The organism is Salmonella sp. 2018103 (genome assembly GCF_026247685.1).
GTDB classification, from domain to species: Bacteria; Pseudomonadota; Gammaproteobacteria; order Enterobacterales; family Enterobacteriaceae; genus Salmonella; species Salmonella enterica.
In genome coordinates, this window is the sequence record NZ_CP111029.1 from 1,924,078 (window position 1) to 1,939,950 (window position 15,873).

Consider the following 15,873-nt stretch of genomic DNA (forward strand, 5'->3'; position numbering starts at 1 on the left):
AGCACTGAATTCGACATTACACAGAGGTTAAGCAAATGATGGTTTATCCAGTCAAACACAGTCCGCTATTGCGTCAGCCTGAGCATTTTATCGCCAGAGATGAACTAAAAGCCCTGGTGCAAAAGGTGACGCATAACCTGGTCAATATTAAAGATGAGACAGGCGAATTTTTATTGCGACTGGACGACGGACGCGTGATCGATACTAAAGGCTGGGCCGGATGGGAGTGGACGCACGGCGTGGGCCTGTACGGAATGTATCACTATTACCAACAGACCGGCGACCAGACGATGCGTAAGATCATTGATGACTGGTTTGCCGATCGTTTTGCGGAAGGCGCGACGACGAAAAACGTTAATACGATGGCGCCATTTTTAACGCTGGCGTATCGCTATGAAGAGACGCGTAATCCAGCGTATTTACCGTGGCTGGAAACGTGGGCCGAATGGGCGATGAATGAAATGCCCCGAACCGATCACGGTGGAATGCAGCACATCACGCTGGCGGAGGAAAATCATCAGCAGATGTGGGACGACACGCTAATGATGACGGTGCTGCCGCTGGCGAAAATCGGTAAGCTGCTGAACCGGCCGGAATATGTGGAAGAGGCAACCTATCAGTTCCTGCTACACGTGCAGAATTTGATGGATAAAGAGACGGGGCTGTGGTTCCACGGCTGGAGCTATGACGGTCATCATAACTTCGCTAACGCTCGCTGGGCGCGCGGCAACAGTTGGCTGACCATTGTGATCCCGGATTTTCTTGAACTGCTGGACTTGCCGGAAAATAATGCCGTGCGCCGTTACCTGATCCAGGTACTGAATGCGCAGATCGCCGCGCTGGCGAAATGTCAGGATGAAAGCGGTTTGTGGCATACGCTGCTTGACGATCCGCACTCTTATCTTGAGGCGTCGGCGACGGCGGGTTTTGCCTACGGTATTCTTAAAGCGGTGCGCAAACGCTATGTCGAACGGCACTATGCGCAGGTGGCGGAAAAAGCTATTCGGGGGATAGTGAAACATATCTCGCCGGAAGGCGAACTGCTGCAAACGTCATTTGGCACTGGCATGGGCCACGATCTCGATTTTTACCGTCACATTCCGTTGACCTCTATGCCTTACGGGCAGGCGATGGCAATGCTGTGTTTGACGGAATATCTGCGTAACTATTTCTGATGTATGCGGATATTCCGGGCGTATCCTTGTCTGATGGCGCTTTGCTTATTTGACTATGGCACCTGACCTGGCTGCGTGGTATCAGCCTGTGGATCAAACAGGTGGTCAAGGATTTTTCGCATGATGGGCGCGGCGGTAACGCCGTCGCTTCCGCCGTTTTCCAGAATCAAGGCAATAGCGACCTTAGGGTTTTTATACGGTGCAAAAGCGGTATAAAACACATGATCGCGCAGGCGAATGGGGATCATTTTCGCGTTGTAGGTCTGATTTTCTTTCAGGCTAAATACCTGCGACGTGCCGCTTTTGGCCGCAATGCCGTAGGGCGCTGTGTGAAAGAACTTATAGCCCGTTCCGTTGGGTGCATTCGCCATGCCATACATCGCCTGACGCACCAGTCCCCAGTATGGCGACGCCGGATCGGCTATCTGTGCCGGTGTTCCTGAAGGGCGATACGGAACCACCGTTTTGCCGCTCTCTTCATTGAGTAACAGGTGAGGGGCAATCACCTTACCGTTGTTGATGAGCGCCACCATCGCTTTTACCATCTGGATGGGGGTGGCAATCCAGTAACCCTGGCCGATGCCGACAGAGATGGTATCGCCCTGATACCAGGCTTTTTTATGGACCCGCTGTTTCCATGCGCGGCTGGGAAGCAGCCCGTCATACTCTTCATTAAGGTCGATGCCCGTCGGTTTGCCATAGCCGAACTGAGACAACATCGTGTCGATACGGTCAATACCCATCATATAAGCGACCTGATAGAAAAAGGTATCCGCAGATTCCTCAATCGCTTTAGTGACATCCAGCATACCGTGTCCGGTTTTTTTCCAGTCCCGGTAATGCCGCTGCGTGCCGGGAAGCGTCCAGGTTGGCGCGCCAAAGAAGGTGGTTTGCGGCGTAATAATCCCGCATAACAGCGCGGACATCGCCATATAGGGTTTAACCGTTGACGCCGGGGGATAAAGCCCTTGCGTCACGCGGTTGATCAGCGGCAGATTTTTATCGTGCAGCAGTTTGCCGTAATCCTGATAGCTAATGCCTTTTACAAAGGGGTTCGGGTCGTAGCTGGGCATAGATACCATCGCCAGCACTGAACCATCGTGCGGATCTTCAACCAGTACGGCAGCACGCTGCCCGGCCAGCAAACTTTCAATGTACTCTTGTAAATGGAGATCCAGCGCCAGGTGAATATTCTTACCCGCGATGGGAGGAACGTCTTTCAGCAGGCGGACAATACGCCCGTGATTATCCACCTCGACCTCCTGATAACCGGTTTTGCCATGAAGATCGTTTTCGTAGTAACGCTCAATCCCCTGTTTACCGATGTTATGGTCCGCCGCGTAATTCTCTGCCAGCCCTTTTTTATCCAGCGCTTTAAGGTCGTTATCGTTTATCTTTGACACGTAACCGAGAACATGCGCCAGCTCCGCGCCGTAAGGATACTGCCGATCCTGATAGCTATTGATCGTGACGCCGTTGAAATGAAACTGATTGACCGCAAAGCGTGCGATTTCAACATCCGTTAGCGCGTTTTTGAGCACCACCGGACGATAGCGGCTACTGGATTTTAGCGCATGGCGAAAGTCGGCGATATCGTCGGGGGAGAGATCAACAATAGGGGTGAGCTGTTTTAGCAGCGCATCCATATCGGCAATTTTATAGGGCGTAACCGCGATATCATACCAGGTTACGTTACGCACCAGCGGAATGCCGTTGCGATCGTAAATGATGCCGCGCGTGGGCGCGACGGGTAGCATCTTGATATCGTTCTCATTCGAACGGGTTGTGTAGTAGTGGTGCTGGCGGATTTGCAAGTTATAGAGGTTAAAGATCAGGATACCAAAGCAGACAACCACTACACCAAACGCCACAATCACACGTCTCAGGAAGAGTTTCTCTTCCGCATCAAAGTCTTTAAAAGTCATTACCTGTACCTGAACAATCCGCCGCCTAATGATACGGGGCGGTCAGCGCCAGCACAGGTAAAAGATGTTCCATCTCTCTATAGAAATGTGTCATTCCTTGTGATTTGTTACAGATATACCGCTGTGGCAATAAAAAGGCCTGAGTCCGTTCCCCGGAATCAGGCCTGATGATGTTAACGACGACGCGTTTACATGCGTTCTACGGTTTCGATACCCAACGTATCCAGACCCAGTTTCAGCGTCTTCGCCGTCAGTTGCGCCAGTTTTAGGCGGCTATTGCGAACCGCATCATTCTCGGCGCTGAGAATAGGGCAGTGCTCGTAGAAGCCGGAGAACAGCCCGGCGACGTCATACAGATACGCGCACATGACGTGCGGCGTACCTTCACGCGCGACCACCGTCAGGGTTTCTTCAAACTGCAGCAGACGGGCAGCGAGTTGCGCTTCGCGATCTTCGCTAATGATAACCGGCGCGCTCGCCAGCGCCTGCTCGTCGATGTCCGCTTTACGGAAAACAGACAGCACACGCGTATAGGCATACTGCATATAAGGAGCGGTATTGCCTTCGAAAGCCAACATATTATCCCAGTCGAAGATATAGTCAGTGGTGCGGTTTTTTGACAGATCGGCGTATTTCACCGCGCCAATACCGACGGCGTTAGCCAGTTTTTCCAGCTCGTCAGCCGGCATATCCGGGTTCTTCTCCGCCACCAGACGACGCGCGCGCTCCAGCGCCTCATCCAACAGATCCGCCAGTTTCACCGTACCGCCCGCGCGAGTTTTAAACGGTTTACCGTCTTTACCCAACATCATGCCGAACATGTGGTGTTCCAGCGGAACGGAATCCGGCACATAACCGGCTTTGCGCACAATGGTCCAGGCTTGCATCAGGTGCTGGTGCTGACGGGAGTCAATGTAGTAGAGCACGCGGTCGGCGTGCAGCGTTTCGTAACGGTATTTGGCGCAGGCGATATCGGTAGTGGTATACAAATAACCGCCATCTTTCTTCTGAATAATGACGCCCATCGGGTCGCCTTCCTTGTTTTTAAACTCATCAAGGAAAACCACCGTTGCGCCTTCGCTTTCAACCGCCAGGCCTTTGGCTTTCAGATCGGCGACGATGCCCGGCAGCATCGGATTATACAGACTTTCGCCCATCACATCGTCACGAGTCAAAGTGACGTTCAGACGATCATAAGTGATCTGGTTTTGCGTCATCGTGATATCAACCAGCTTACGCCACATCTCACGGAAATAGGCATCACCGCTCTGCAATTTGACGACGTAGTTACGCGCGCGCTCGGCAAACGCTTCATCTTCGTCATAATGCTTTTTCGCATCGCGGTAAAATCCTTCGAGATCCGCCAGCGCCATGTCGCCCGCGTTTTCCTGCTGCTGTTTTTCCAGCCAGGCGATAAGCATACCGAACTGGGTGCCCCAGTCGCCGACGTGGTTAGCGCGAATAACATGATGGCCCAGAAACTCCAGCGTGCGCACAGCCGCATCGCCGATAATCGTGGAGCGTAGATGACCAACGTGCATCTCTTTCGCGACGTTGGGCGCGGAGTAGTCAACGACAATCGTCTGGCGAGTCGGCTGAGAAACGCCCAGACGATCGGAGGCCAGCGCCTGCTGCACCTGTTCAGCGAGAAAAGCCGGTTCGAGGAAAATATTGATAAAGCCAGGGCCGGCGATTTCAACCTTGCTGGCGATGCCGCTGAGATCCAGATGAGTCAGCACCTGCTCTGCAAGTTGTCGGGGGGCCATACCCAGTTTTTTCGCAACTGCCATCATGCCGTTGGCCTGATAGTCGCCGAACTGAACTTTGGCTGACTGACGAACCTGGGGCTCGCAATCTGCAGGCGCGCCTGCAGCAATCATGGCCTGACTAACTTTTTCTGAGAGAAGAGCCTGAATATTCACCGGAATACCTTACGTTTATGAAGCGGACTGTATTGCCCGCGCCAGTTTAAGAATTAGGGCGGGAGTATACTGCAAATGCCCGTTGGCGTCAGCATTGCGCGCGCGGCGCGTCGCCTGAAATATACGCAACAATAATCTGCATAAGCATTCAATAAACGCCCAATCAAATCAAAGGTTGGTTGCCGGGGCGCAACAGCGTAAATTAGCGGTTTTCACAGCAAGAAGAGCGTCCTGATATGGCGAACTGGCAACACATTGATGAACTGCATGATATTTCCGCAGATTTACCGCGATTCACTCTGGCGTTCAGAGAACTTTCCACTCGCCTTGGTCTGCAGATTAGCGCCCTTGAGGCCGATCACATTTCATTGCGCTGTCACCAGAATACGACGGCGGAGCGTTGGCGTCGCGGTTTTGAACAATGCGGCGAGCTACTGTCGGAAAATATCATCAACGGCAGGCCGATTTGTCTGTTTAAACTGCATGAACCGGTATGTGTGGAACACTGGCGGTTTTCTGTTATTGAATTACCGTGGCCGGGAGAAAAACGCTATCCACACGAAGGGTGGGAGCATATTGAAATCGTGCTGCCCGGCGAGCCGGAGACCTTGAACGCGAGGGCGCTGGCGTTGTTGTCGGATGAGGGGCTTAGTCAGCCGGGGATCGTGGTTAAAACCAGTTCGCCACAGGGCGAGCATGAACGTTTGCCAAACCCTACGCTGGCCGTGACCGATGGCCGCATCACGGTAAAATTTCATCCATGGTCGATTGAAGCGATTGTCGCCAGCGAACAGGCGGCCCATTAACCTGCCGAGCGGAGTGAATATGGCGTTACTTGAGGTCTGTTGTTACAGCATGGAATGCGCGCTCACCGCGCAGCGAAACGGCGCGGATCGTATCGAACTGTGCGCTGCGCCGAAAGAAGGCGGGCTTACGCCTTCGCTGGGCGTCTTACGCAGCGTGCGCGAGCATATTACGATTCCCGTACATCCGATTATTCGTCCTCGTGGCGGGGATTTTTACTACACTGACGGCGAATTTGCCGCCATGCTGGAAGATATCCGCCTCGTCAGAGAGTTGGGGTTTCCTGGGCTGGTTACTGGCGTGTTGACCGTTGATGGGGATGTCGATATGTCGCGAATGGAAAAAATAATGGCGGCGGCCGGACCGCTGGCAGTGACATTCCACCGCGCCTTCGATATGTGCGCTAATCCCTTCAATGCGCTAAAGAATCTGGCTGACGCAGGCGTATCAAGAGTACTGACTTCCGGGCAAAAAGCCGATGCGGCGCAAGGTTTATCAATAATTATGGAACTTATTGCCCAGGGGGATGCTCCAATCATTATGGCTGGTGCGGGGGTTCGTGCAAATAACCTGCAGAATTTCCTCGATGCCGGAGTACGGGAAGTACACAGTTCCGCCGGAGTCTTACTGCCTTCGCCGATGCGCTATCGCAATCAGGGGTTATCGATGTCTGCCGATATACAGGCGGACGAGTATTCTCGCTATAGGGTAGAGGGTGCGGCGGTCGCTGAAATGAAAGGAATCATTGTTCGCCATCAGGCCAAATGATTTTTACCGTTGCATCATGTCGCCCAATATGATGCTTGCTCGTACCAGGCCCCTGCCAATTCAACAGGGGCCTTTTTTTGTCTATGGAAAACCCCCAGCTAGGCTGGGGGTTCCGGAAAGCTTTCAGCTTTAAGCCAGTTATTAAAACCCCTTTTGATTTGTTAAAACATCTTGCGGTCTGGCAACTGCAAAAGTTCAACAAGAAATCAAAAGGGGGTCCCAATGGGGGACGAAAAGAGCTTAGCGCACACCCGATGGAACTGTAAATATCACATAGTTTTCGCGCCCAAATACCGAAGACAAGCGTTCTATGGAGAGAAGCGTAGGGCAGTAGGCAGCATATTAAGAAAATTGTGTGAATGGAAAAACGTACGAATTCTGGAAGCGGAATGTTGTGCAGATCATATTCACATGCTTCTGGAGATCCCGCCGAAGATGAGTGTGTCGAGCTTCATGGGATATCTGAAGGGTAAAAGTAGTCTGATGCTTTACGAGCAGTTTGGGGATCTAAAATTCAAATACAGGAACAGGGAGTTCTGGTGCAGAGGGTACTATGTCGATACGGTGGGTAAGAACACGGCGAAGATACAGGACTACATAAAGCACCAGCTTGAAGAGGATAAAATGGGTGAGCAATTATCGATCCCTTATCCGGGCAGCCCGTTTACGGGCCGTAAGTAACGAAGTTTGATGCAAATGTCAGATCGTATGCGCCTGTTAGGGCGCGGCTGGTAAGAGAGCCTTACAGGCGCATCTGAAAAACCTCCGGCTATGCCGGAGGATATTTATTATTAGCATTCGAACGGTTATCAAAATAATTTATCAAAACTTCCTCAATTCAGACCGCAATAGTAATCTATCCTTTACCCCGATCGTCATGATAACCTGAGATTCCCTGAAAATTGATAGTTACCGATTTTGATTGTAGTGGTTTTCTTTATGATGTGTGGTTTGGCTATTTTTTGAAAGTGCCTTATCAGATTTGTTGTTATTATCAGGGTATTATTTCAATAAAAGGTGATAATTTATTGCCTGCAATAGTGGGTAGATTAAGCATTTTATGAAATTAGTAGTGTCTTTATTTGCACTTCTACAAGGCTGTTAAGAGGTGTTGAAATATCAGCCTGGTAAAGAATACGTCAGCGAAAGTGAATGCTATATTAGTCATAAAAATTCAGGAGACATATGCTCAAACCTATCTGCTACAGTGGAAGTGTGAAGGCTCCGGAATATCTGGAAACAGATAAGGAAAAAAATGTCGGACGTACTCCTCTGTCTTCAGACATTCAGCAAATTAAAAATGTTGTTGAAGATGTTCCGCCATTTCCAGAAAGCAGAGCGGCGAGAGGTTCTGTAAGCGCAGCGTACAGGCTTTCTTTTGACGAAGTATTTTGCGGTATCAGCAATGAAGAGCGTAAAAAGGTGTATGGTCGCCTTTTTGGAAAACAAGTACTTGCGCATATTCATTCCAGGTGTCAGCGCGACGCTGACATAATAAGAGAAAAAGCGCTCAGGCGGATAAGTCGTGAGTGTGGTGCCGAAATAGATTGCGCTCTCTTACTAAATAAGATGGTGGATGTTTTACAAAATGCCCGGCTGACAATAAATTTTAATGCAGCAAAAATTGACTTTGTCTCTCTCTTAAAAAATAAAGAATATCTGAACTCTTATGCATTAGGTTGCAGACCGGGAGATTTACCTGCTTATAATGTCGGGCGTGATTCAGTTGAAACTAAAGCATTTGAACTGGAGAAGCTTGCCGATTCACCTTATGCCCCATATGCTCAGACAGGCGGTTTTTCCGTAGCATATACTCCCAACAGTAAAACTTTTAGCCCTACAAGCAGACCAATTTATGCTGCACTGGACTTTCTGAACGGTGAAAATGGAGGTGCCAGCGCCTATGGGAAATCATTTTTTGAATTAAATGATAATGTGAAAACAAATTGTACATTCTCACCTTTTGATATCTACGGCCACAGATTTGGTCTGGATACGAGTAAATTATCTACATTTTGGCATATGGAGAACCTGATTGCATCCTGTCAAAATGATTTTTTTGGTTATAATTGCTTTAAGAGTTTGGTTAAAATGGCTAAGGGCGAAAAGTTTTTAGCTCACTCTAATTATGGTACAGGCTATGAAGGGAATTATATAGAGGCTCATATCCATGGTGATGTATGCTTATTTAGAGATATAAAACACGTTTATTTGTCTTTGCAAGAAAATTCTTACTCGAAAAGTCAACTATATGATTATGCAAAACAAATAAACCAGGCGCTTAATAGAGACTGCATAATATTATATTGACAAGCTTATTATCAGGCTCTTTAAAAGAGCTTTAAATGATCATGAGTGCATACTCCTTGAGGTAGGCAGTAGCTGCTATCTGTTTATATTTATTAGCTTAGGAACAATCTGGCAGATACCTGGGTGGCGCTCCAGTATGGCCTGGCAAAATAGAGGAATATGGACCAGCAGAAGCGCCTGCTGGCTACTTTTCACTTAAATCGCTGAACTTCACCGGCGCTACAGATGAAGCTACCTTCACAGTCATCAGGTGGCCTGCATTACCACAGGAGTGATTTACTGGCTATCGATATTCCTGCTCATATCAATGACAGTATTGCGCTCTTTCCCGTACATTCCTCTCCCGACCTGTCGCATGGTCCAGTACATGGCAGTCCTCTTCCACTTCGCTACGTCTAATTTTTTGTTTTTAAGTTGCTCTGTTTTATTACGCTGAATTTGTACCTCAAAACAATAATTTCAAATACTTATTTGAATATTTTTTTTATGATTTTTTCACGAAATGAGTAAAAAACAAAATGAAGAATGAGATACATAATTAATGCAATAAAAAAGGATATCACACCAATTGATGGTCCTGTTTTGTATACGAATAACATGCATAAAAATATAGCAAATAGATCAAGGGAAATATTCGCGATGAAATCAGTAATTATTTTGAAAAAATTCTTCATATTACCTCTTTAAAATATCTATCTTATTCGTCATTTTTAGGCCGGGCAGTGCTCGAAATTCTCACGTACAACGTGTACGCTCCAGTTTCTGCGCGCTGCCCGGCCTTACACTGGCTCCAACAAGTACGCCCACTGGACCAGGTTCCTGGCGTCACATAACTTCACCTGGTTATCCACAAAAGGCTCAATAAATAAACATCTTGAATTCGAAAAATTACAGTGTCAGAGAATGAAATGGCGATTCGCTGTCTTCAGGCAGTGCTTTAGTACCTGGCACGCGTTCTTTCGCGCTATAATTTTTATCAATGTTTGTATCGCCTGCTATTTTTTAAATGTCTGCTGTATTTCGTTCATCTTTTCAGCTGCTTTTTTACGCTGACTTTCAATGTCTTTTCTCGATTGTTCAACAAGTTGCTGTGCTTTTTCGGCTTCTTTTTTGGGGTCGAAAGGTTCTTTGGTCTCATATCCGGCAATAGAACCATCCTTATTTAAGGTCATTACCGCACGTCCTGTATTTTTAGCAGTAATGGTAATGTCGTAGACAAATTCGCCATTATGAGCTATCTCTGCTCGTACAACGATATCGCTATCTTCCGTAACGGAAATGATGCCTCTGGCATTAGCGCGTTTAATTGTTTCCTGAATACGCTCTGGTATAATGCTGAAATTGATTGAGTCGAATTTGAATAAAGCCTCTTTTAGTGCTTCTTGTTTTTGCTCCTCTGTTATAGTGCCAAAGATGGTCAAGTTGACAGGCGAAGGTCCCCCCCAGTAGCCGTTGTTAAATTTAAACATCTCTACTTTAGCAGGGGTGTTAACGCTTTGTCGAATGAATGAATACCCGCCCTTGAAGAAACGGGCTTCAATAATCGCAAGATTGGCTCCACCTTTTGCGTTGATATTGGCAATAGCTTTTTGCATTTCGGCTTTGTCGTAAAAGAACATTGATTGCTGGTGCTCTTTTTGCTGGATTTCTTGCATGTATTTTTCTTGATTTTTTTCAGCTTCCACCATGGCATCTTTATCGTTATCACAGGCGCTAATTAGAGTTGCTGCGATGAAGGTAATCGGAAGTAAGAGATTTTTATATGTAACATGTATTTTATTCATGTGAAGTATTTCCATTATTTATATAAAATAGATGCCTTAACTAGTCAAGGCTATCCTGGAAACATAGTAATAATACGTATGCATCTCTGCAGTAAGTTTTAGTCATGCTGGTTTTATTTCAGATTTTTACCTGTTACTTTTTGTTCGTAAATAGATATTTTACGTATTGATGATCAACTTAGAACCTATCCCAGTAGGCATAATCGTTAAAGCCAGTTTGGCGAATAAAAGTGACCTTGGCCCAAATTCAGTAAGTGCTAAATCAGAGATCTTCGTCTTTCCGGAGACTTCGGATAAATTCAGCCGGAGTCATGTCATTTAATGATGAATGCGTTCTCTCATGATTGTATTCCCTGCGCCAGTTGCCGAGTTTTTCCTGCGCATCTTCCAGTGACAGGAACCAGTGATTGTTCAGGCATTCATCCCGCAGACTGCCGTTAAATGATTCAATAAACGGGTTATCTGTCGGCTTTCCGGAGCGCGAGAAGTCCATTGTGACGCCGTGTTCATACGCCCATTTATCCAGACTTTTTGAGATAAACTCGCTGCCGTTATCCGTCTGGATTCGTACCGGCAGCCGCTTATCCGGCACCCGCAGTGCCTCCATTATTCTGACCACATCCTCGCCTCTTAACGATTTTCCGGCATGGATCGCCAGGCATTCCCGACTAAAATTATCCACTACAGTCAGCGCCCGAAAACGCCGCCCGTTAAACAGATTATCTGGCACAAAATCCATACTCCAGCACTGATCGACATGCGTCAGGACCAGGCGCTGCTGACGGCGTGCTGCACTGACATGTCTGCGGGGGGCGTTTTCTGCGCAGATTCAGGCCTTCCGGACAATAAATCCGGTGGGTTTTCTTGTGGTTAACAGGCCATCCCTCCCGGCGCAACTGAATATGAATACGCGGGCAACCGTAGCGTATCCGGGTTTCCGCTATTTCCCGGATACGCAGGGTTATCGCCCGATCGTCACGCCGGCTCTGCCAGTGGTAAACGGTTCTGCTCTGCATCAGCAACCAGCATCCCCGCCGGACGCTGATTCTCATCCTCCAGTTGCCGCAGACGCCGCAGCTCCGTCACGCCCGGCCCGGCAAATTTTTTCTTCCAGTTGTAAAATGTGGCTTCAGAAATTCCCATCTTTCTGCAGACTTCCCCGACGCGGGTGCCAGTTTCAGCCTGTTTCAGGGCAAATACAATTTGTTCTTCGGTATAACGGGTCTTTTTCATGACAATGCGCCTTTCTGTGAGATGGAAGAAAGCCCGGAAACTTCAGTTTAGACTGGTACTGTTTACAGGGGGAAGGTCAACAATAGGTTGACTAAATTGCCAGACACTTTACCTGGAGGGTACAGACAGATTACGCGGGTAGGATCACTACACCGGAAAAAGATTGCCAGTTAATAAGATGTCGTCCATGATTCAGTTGGATGATAATGATTTATTCCCCACTCTTTGATCCTACAATAGTGATCTGATAGTTATCCAGAACGTTCTTGCAAAGAACGGGCTTGTTAAATTATCGTCAATTTCTTAATGAGTTATGTCCTGCTTTGCTGAAAATGAAAACCAGTAGACAGACGACGGCGATCAATACGAGCCGGAAGTACCTGTGTTATTACCGTGGCAGGAATTCTGTAACTGATAAAACAGGTGTGCTTATTATCAGTGATGAAATTTTTTATATATGTATTAATTGCTATTCACAAGTAATTTGAGTGTTTGTTGTGGTTGGTAACATTGTGTTGAAGTAAATCATGATAGACTGGATTTAGATGTGATGAGATATAATAAATTTGTGCTTTGTTAATTATTTTAAATGTACAGGAGAGTAGTATGTATATAAATAAGTTTGTGCCTGTTTATACATTATTAATTCTCCTTTATTCTTTTAATGCCAGCGCTGAGTGGACAGGAGATAAAACGAACGCCTATTACTCAGACGAAGTTATCAGTGAAATACATGTTGGTCAGATAGATACTAGTCCTTATTTTTGCATAAAAACGGTTAAAGCTAACGGTAGTGGTACACCAGTTGTTGCATGTGCGGTATCAAAGCAGAGCATATGGGCACCCTCCTTTAAAGAACTTCTTGACCAGGCAAGATATTTTTATAGTACAGGGCAATCCGTAAGGATTCATGTTCAAAAAAATATCTGGACCTATCCGCTTTTTGTAAATACCTTTTCAGCAAATGCTCTTGTGGGACTATCATCGTGCAGTGCGACACAATGCTTTGGACCCAAGTAAGAGGGGAGAAGAAATAATGAAAAAGTTAATACTCTTAACCTTATCTATAGTTAGCTTTAATAACTATGCAGTAGATTTTGTGTATCGTGTGGACTCAACCCCGCCGGACGTTATTTTTCGCGATGGGTTTTCACTACTTGGGTATAACCGTAACTTTCAGCAATTTATCAGTGGAAGGTCATGTAGTGGCGGAAGTAGTGACAGTCGCTATATTGCAACAACCTCAAGTGTTAATCAAACATATGCTATAGCCAGAGCGTACTATTCTCGTTCAACATTCAAAGGTAATTTATACAGATATCAGATTCGTGCAGATAATAATTTCTACAGCTTGCTCCCATCCATCACCTATCTGGAAACGCAAGGTGGTCACTTTAATGCTTATGAAAAAACGATGATGCGATTGCAAAGAGAGTATGTTTCCACATTATCTATTTTACCCGAGAATATTCAAAAGGCCGTGGCGCTTGTTTATGATAGCGCAACAGGTCTGGTAAAGGATGGTGTAAGCACAATGAATTCCAGTTATTTAGGTTTGAGTACTACGTCTAATCCTGGCGTGATACCTTTTCTTCCGGAACCGCAGACGTATACCCAACAACGAATTGATGCATTCGGCCTATTAATAAGTTCATGCTTTTCAATAGGTAGCGTATGTCAATCACATCGAGGGCAAAGAGCTGACGTATACAACATGTCTTTTTATGATGCAAGACCTGTAATAGAACTTATACTTTCTAAATAAATGAAACTTACCTATGTTGCCTATTAAATTAAACAGACCGTTTATTAGTGCTCTGGTTAATATTGTTTATTAAGTTGGCTATCCACTTAAATATAAATGTTTATATACTTCAATAAGTTTTTTATCAGATTCATTGCATTATCAATCATAGCATTCAGGTACGTATTTTATTAATATTAGAAGGAGTCATTATGACTAAAGATGAAATCTTTGCAGCTATCCTTAGTAGAGAAGGCGGTTACGTTGATCACCCTGACGACAGGGGGGGACCAACGCATTGGGGTATAACCCTGACGACGGCCAGGGCTAATGGCTATATGGGGGATATGCGGAATCTTACCCGTAATCAAGCATTAAAAATCCTTGAGGCAGATTATTGGTATGGTCCACGACTTGATCAGATTGCCATTATCTCTCACTCTATCGCAGCTGAGCTTTGTGATACTGGTGTGAACATGGGACCCTCAATCCCGATTAAGTACTTCCAGCGTTGGCTTAATGTTTTTAATGATCAGCAAAAAATTTATCCGGATTTGATAGCAGATGGTCAGATTGGGCCACGAACGCTTTCGGCACTAACATTTTTTCTCTCTCACCGGAGAGTTGAGGGCGAAATGATACTTATCCGGGCATTGAATTGTAGTCAGGGACAACGCTATCTGGAGTTAGCTGAAAAGCGCCAGGCGAATGAGTCATTTGTTTATGGATGGATAAAGGAACGGGTAAGGTTGTAATTCCCTTACTTACCACTATGGCGGTTTGTGATGATAGCATATAATGATATATTCACACAGAGAACTGGTGAAAGCCACTAAGTCTCATTATTACTATATTAAGGCGTCAGGTTTTTCTATAGTTCTTTGTGTGTTAAAAACGAGAAATTAATTATGTTGTATGGTATGAGAATGATAGTATTTCCAGCCAAATATTCTTACGGCTAAATACATTATTATCCTTTTCCATTTTGGCACGCCCAGAACTTTCATTCCATCCAGGAATATGAGATCGGACTCTTTTCTGTTACGTAATGGATAATGATACAGGTAGTCATGAATGATTGCCGCTTTGGCATATTCACCATCCGGTGGCAATAATGACCAGAAAATACGCGGAACAGTGGCAAGGTCGGTAACGAATCCTACCGGTACTTCAATGACATCATTTTTATCTTCACTGAGATAAAACCTGAATGGCTCATAAACACGCCATTTATAATGACCTAACATTTCCATAATTGCTGGACTGGTAAAACAACTCATAATTTTACCTTACAATAAATATATATTCTGCACCTTACGCTCAAAGTACATGTCGTCAACGCTATTTACTCATTAACAGCTTCGTGCCAAAAAGGCTACGGGATAATGATCAGAAGCGAGTTGTGGATTACGTAATGCTTCAACCCTTTGTGAATAAGGTGCTCGATCGACAATGACCCCATAATCTAAAATACCACCGCCAATTTGCGTGGGTTCTGTAGGTGCGAGTACGGCTACAACTCGTTCCAGATGCTCAGTCATCAGGTCATTTTCAAGTCTGTCTGGGCTGCGATTAAAATCCCCGGCAAGAAACCAGGATAAATGCCGCATCTGAGGTTGTCTAAAAAAATTAATGGTAACCCTGACAATAGCTGCAGCATCCGGACCTCCACTAGCCAGTGCGTGCGCTGTCAGAAAAACATCATTACCCAGTCCGATGCCAATGACGGGGCGAGATGCGACAGTTGTCGGACGCAAGACATAAACATTATCCGCTCTTTGTCTGGAAACTATTGCCAGATTAACACGGCGCGCTCCAACATCAATAGCCGAGTGGTAGATATATCTTATATCCTGACGGCTGGTGGTTCCGAGATTCCAGGTGTATTCATCAATGGGAATACCCACTCCAAAAGGCTGAATATGTCGTCCGGTAGGAACCGCTGAGGTGGGAACAGCACCGGCCTCCTGTACCATAAGAATATCCACACCGGCAGTACCACTTAAAAGCTGTCTGACATTGACATTCCATTTACTTTCTGTAGATGCTGAAGAGCCCTGAAGATTCCAGGTCATAACTTTGTAGTCACTGATATTAGCGCAGGCAAAAGAAATATAGCTGCAGATGATCATGGTCAGAAGGAAAAAAACAGGTTTTTTCATGATATCTACTCTCCCGATTATTACTTCTTTATCTGAATGATATATG

Annotated in this window: 14 protein-coding genes and 1 pseudogene; 8 read left to right on the forward strand and 7 right to left on the reverse strand. The window is 46.2% G+C overall.

The annotated features are described in order from the left end of the window. The first annotated feature begins 35 nt into the window (after positions 1-35). Positions 36-1,175, forward strand: a complete 1,140-nt coding sequence (bglB, locus tag OLG56_RS09235) for a beta-galactosidase BglB (RefSeq protein WP_001529208.1) — start codon at positions 36-38, stop codon at positions 1,173-1,175. Positions 1,176-1,228: 53 nt separating this feature from the next. Here the strand turns inward: bglB and mrdA2 are convergent, their stop codons facing one another. Next, on the reverse strand, positions 1,229-3,100 hold the full coding sequence (mrdA2, locus tag OLG56_RS09240; protein ID WP_061377441.1) for a peptidoglycan DD-transpeptidase MrdA2: 1,872 nt from the start codon (positions 3,098-3,100) through the stop codon (positions 1,229-1,231). A 188-nt stretch (positions 3,101-3,288) separates the two neighbouring features. Beyond that, complete coding sequence (gene argS, locus OLG56_RS09245) at positions 3,289-5,022, reverse strand: arginine--tRNA ligase (RefSeq protein WP_001025358.1); 1,734 nt, start codon at positions 5,020-5,022, stop codon at positions 3,289-3,291. A gap of 236 nt (positions 5,023-5,258) precedes the next feature. Here argS and OLG56_RS09250 point away from each other — a divergent pair, with 236 nt between their 5' ends. The 4 genes from OLG56_RS09250 (at position 5,259) to sopF (ending at position 8,904) form a co-directional block, all read left to right on the forward strand. Then, on the forward strand, positions 5,259-5,828 hold the full coding sequence (locus OLG56_RS09250) for a VOC family protein (protein ID WP_000024794.1): 570 nt from the start codon (positions 5,259-5,261) through the stop codon (positions 5,826-5,828). Positions 5,829-5,847: 19 nt separating this feature from the next. Beyond that, positions 5,848-6,594 carry a copper homeostasis protein CutC gene (gene cutC / locus OLG56_RS09255; RefSeq protein ID WP_061377442.1) on the forward strand — a complete coding sequence of 249 codons (747 nt, stop codon included), beginning with the start codon at positions 5,848-5,850 and terminating at the stop codon, positions 6,592-6,594. Positions 6,595-6,816: 222 nt separating this feature from the next. After that, positions 6,817-7,275, forward strand: a complete 459-nt coding sequence (gene tnpA / locus OLG56_RS09260) for an IS200/IS605-like element IS200F family transposase (RefSeq protein ID WP_000502119.1) — start codon at positions 6,817-6,819, stop codon at positions 7,273-7,275. 504 nt (positions 7,276-7,779) lie between these two features. Further along, positions 7,780-8,904 carry a type III secretion system effector SopF gene (gene sopF, locus OLG56_RS09265; RefSeq protein WP_061377383.1) on the forward strand — a complete coding sequence of 375 codons (1,125 nt, stop codon included), beginning with the start codon at positions 7,780-7,782 and terminating at the stop codon, positions 8,902-8,904. Between the two features lie 467 nt (positions 8,905-9,371). Here the strand turns inward: sopF and OLG56_RS22205 are convergent, their stop codons facing one another. From OLG56_RS22205 to OLG56_RS09275, 3 genes and pseudogenes are all read right to left on the reverse strand, one after another. After that, positions 9,372-9,578 (reverse strand): hypothetical protein, encoded by a 207-nt coding sequence (locus OLG56_RS22205; RefSeq protein ID WP_031605425.1) that lies wholly within the window; start codon positions 9,576-9,578, stop codon positions 9,372-9,374. A gap of 321 nt (positions 9,579-9,899) precedes the next feature. Next, positions 9,900-10,688: a putative envelope lipoprotein EnvF gene (envF, locus tag OLG56_RS09270; RefSeq protein ID WP_061377382.1), complete on the reverse strand. Its 789-nt coding sequence runs from the start codon at positions 10,686-10,688 to the stop codon at positions 9,900-9,902. 262 nt (positions 10,689-10,950) lie between these two features. Next, positions 10,951-11,921: pseudogene (locus tag OLG56_RS09275) on the reverse strand (IS3 family transposase). Between the two features lie 606 nt (positions 11,922-12,527). On the opposite strand from OLG56_RS09275, the gene pltB reads away from it, so the two are divergent. The 3 genes from pltB (at position 12,528) to OLG56_RS09290 (ending at position 14,420) form a co-directional block, all read left to right on the forward strand. After that, the gene (pltB, locus tag OLG56_RS09280) at positions 12,528-12,941 is read left to right on the forward strand and encodes a typhoid-like toxin S-CDT binding subunit PltB (protein WP_000275700.1); all 414 of its coding nucleotides are present in this window, start codon (positions 12,528-12,530) and stop codon (positions 12,939-12,941) included. Positions 12,942-12,957: 16 nt separating this feature from the next. Then, complete coding sequence (gene pltA, locus OLG56_RS09285) at positions 12,958-13,686, forward strand: typhoid-like toxin S-CDT ADP-ribosylating subunit PltA (RefSeq protein WP_061377380.1); 729 nt, start codon at positions 12,958-12,960, stop codon at positions 13,684-13,686. A 191-nt stretch (positions 13,687-13,877) separates the two neighbouring features. Further along, positions 13,878-14,420: a glycoside hydrolase family 108 protein gene (locus OLG56_RS09290; protein ID WP_061377379.1), complete on the forward strand. Its 543-nt coding sequence runs from the start codon at positions 13,878-13,880 to the stop codon at positions 14,418-14,420. 147 nt (positions 14,421-14,567) lie between these two features. Here the strand turns inward: OLG56_RS09290 and OLG56_RS09295 are convergent, their stop codons facing one another. Then, on the reverse strand, positions 14,568-14,945 hold the full coding sequence (locus OLG56_RS09295) for a DUF1353 domain-containing protein (RefSeq protein WP_001277616.1): 378 nt from the start codon (positions 14,943-14,945) through the stop codon (positions 14,568-14,570). 72 nt (positions 14,946-15,017) lie between these two features. Next, entirely contained in the window at positions 15,018-15,827 is an 810-nt protein-coding gene (cdtB, locus tag OLG56_RS09300) for a cytolethal distending toxin S-CDT (RefSeq protein WP_001529135.1), read from the reverse strand. Positions 15,828-15,873: the final 46 nt, after the last annotated feature.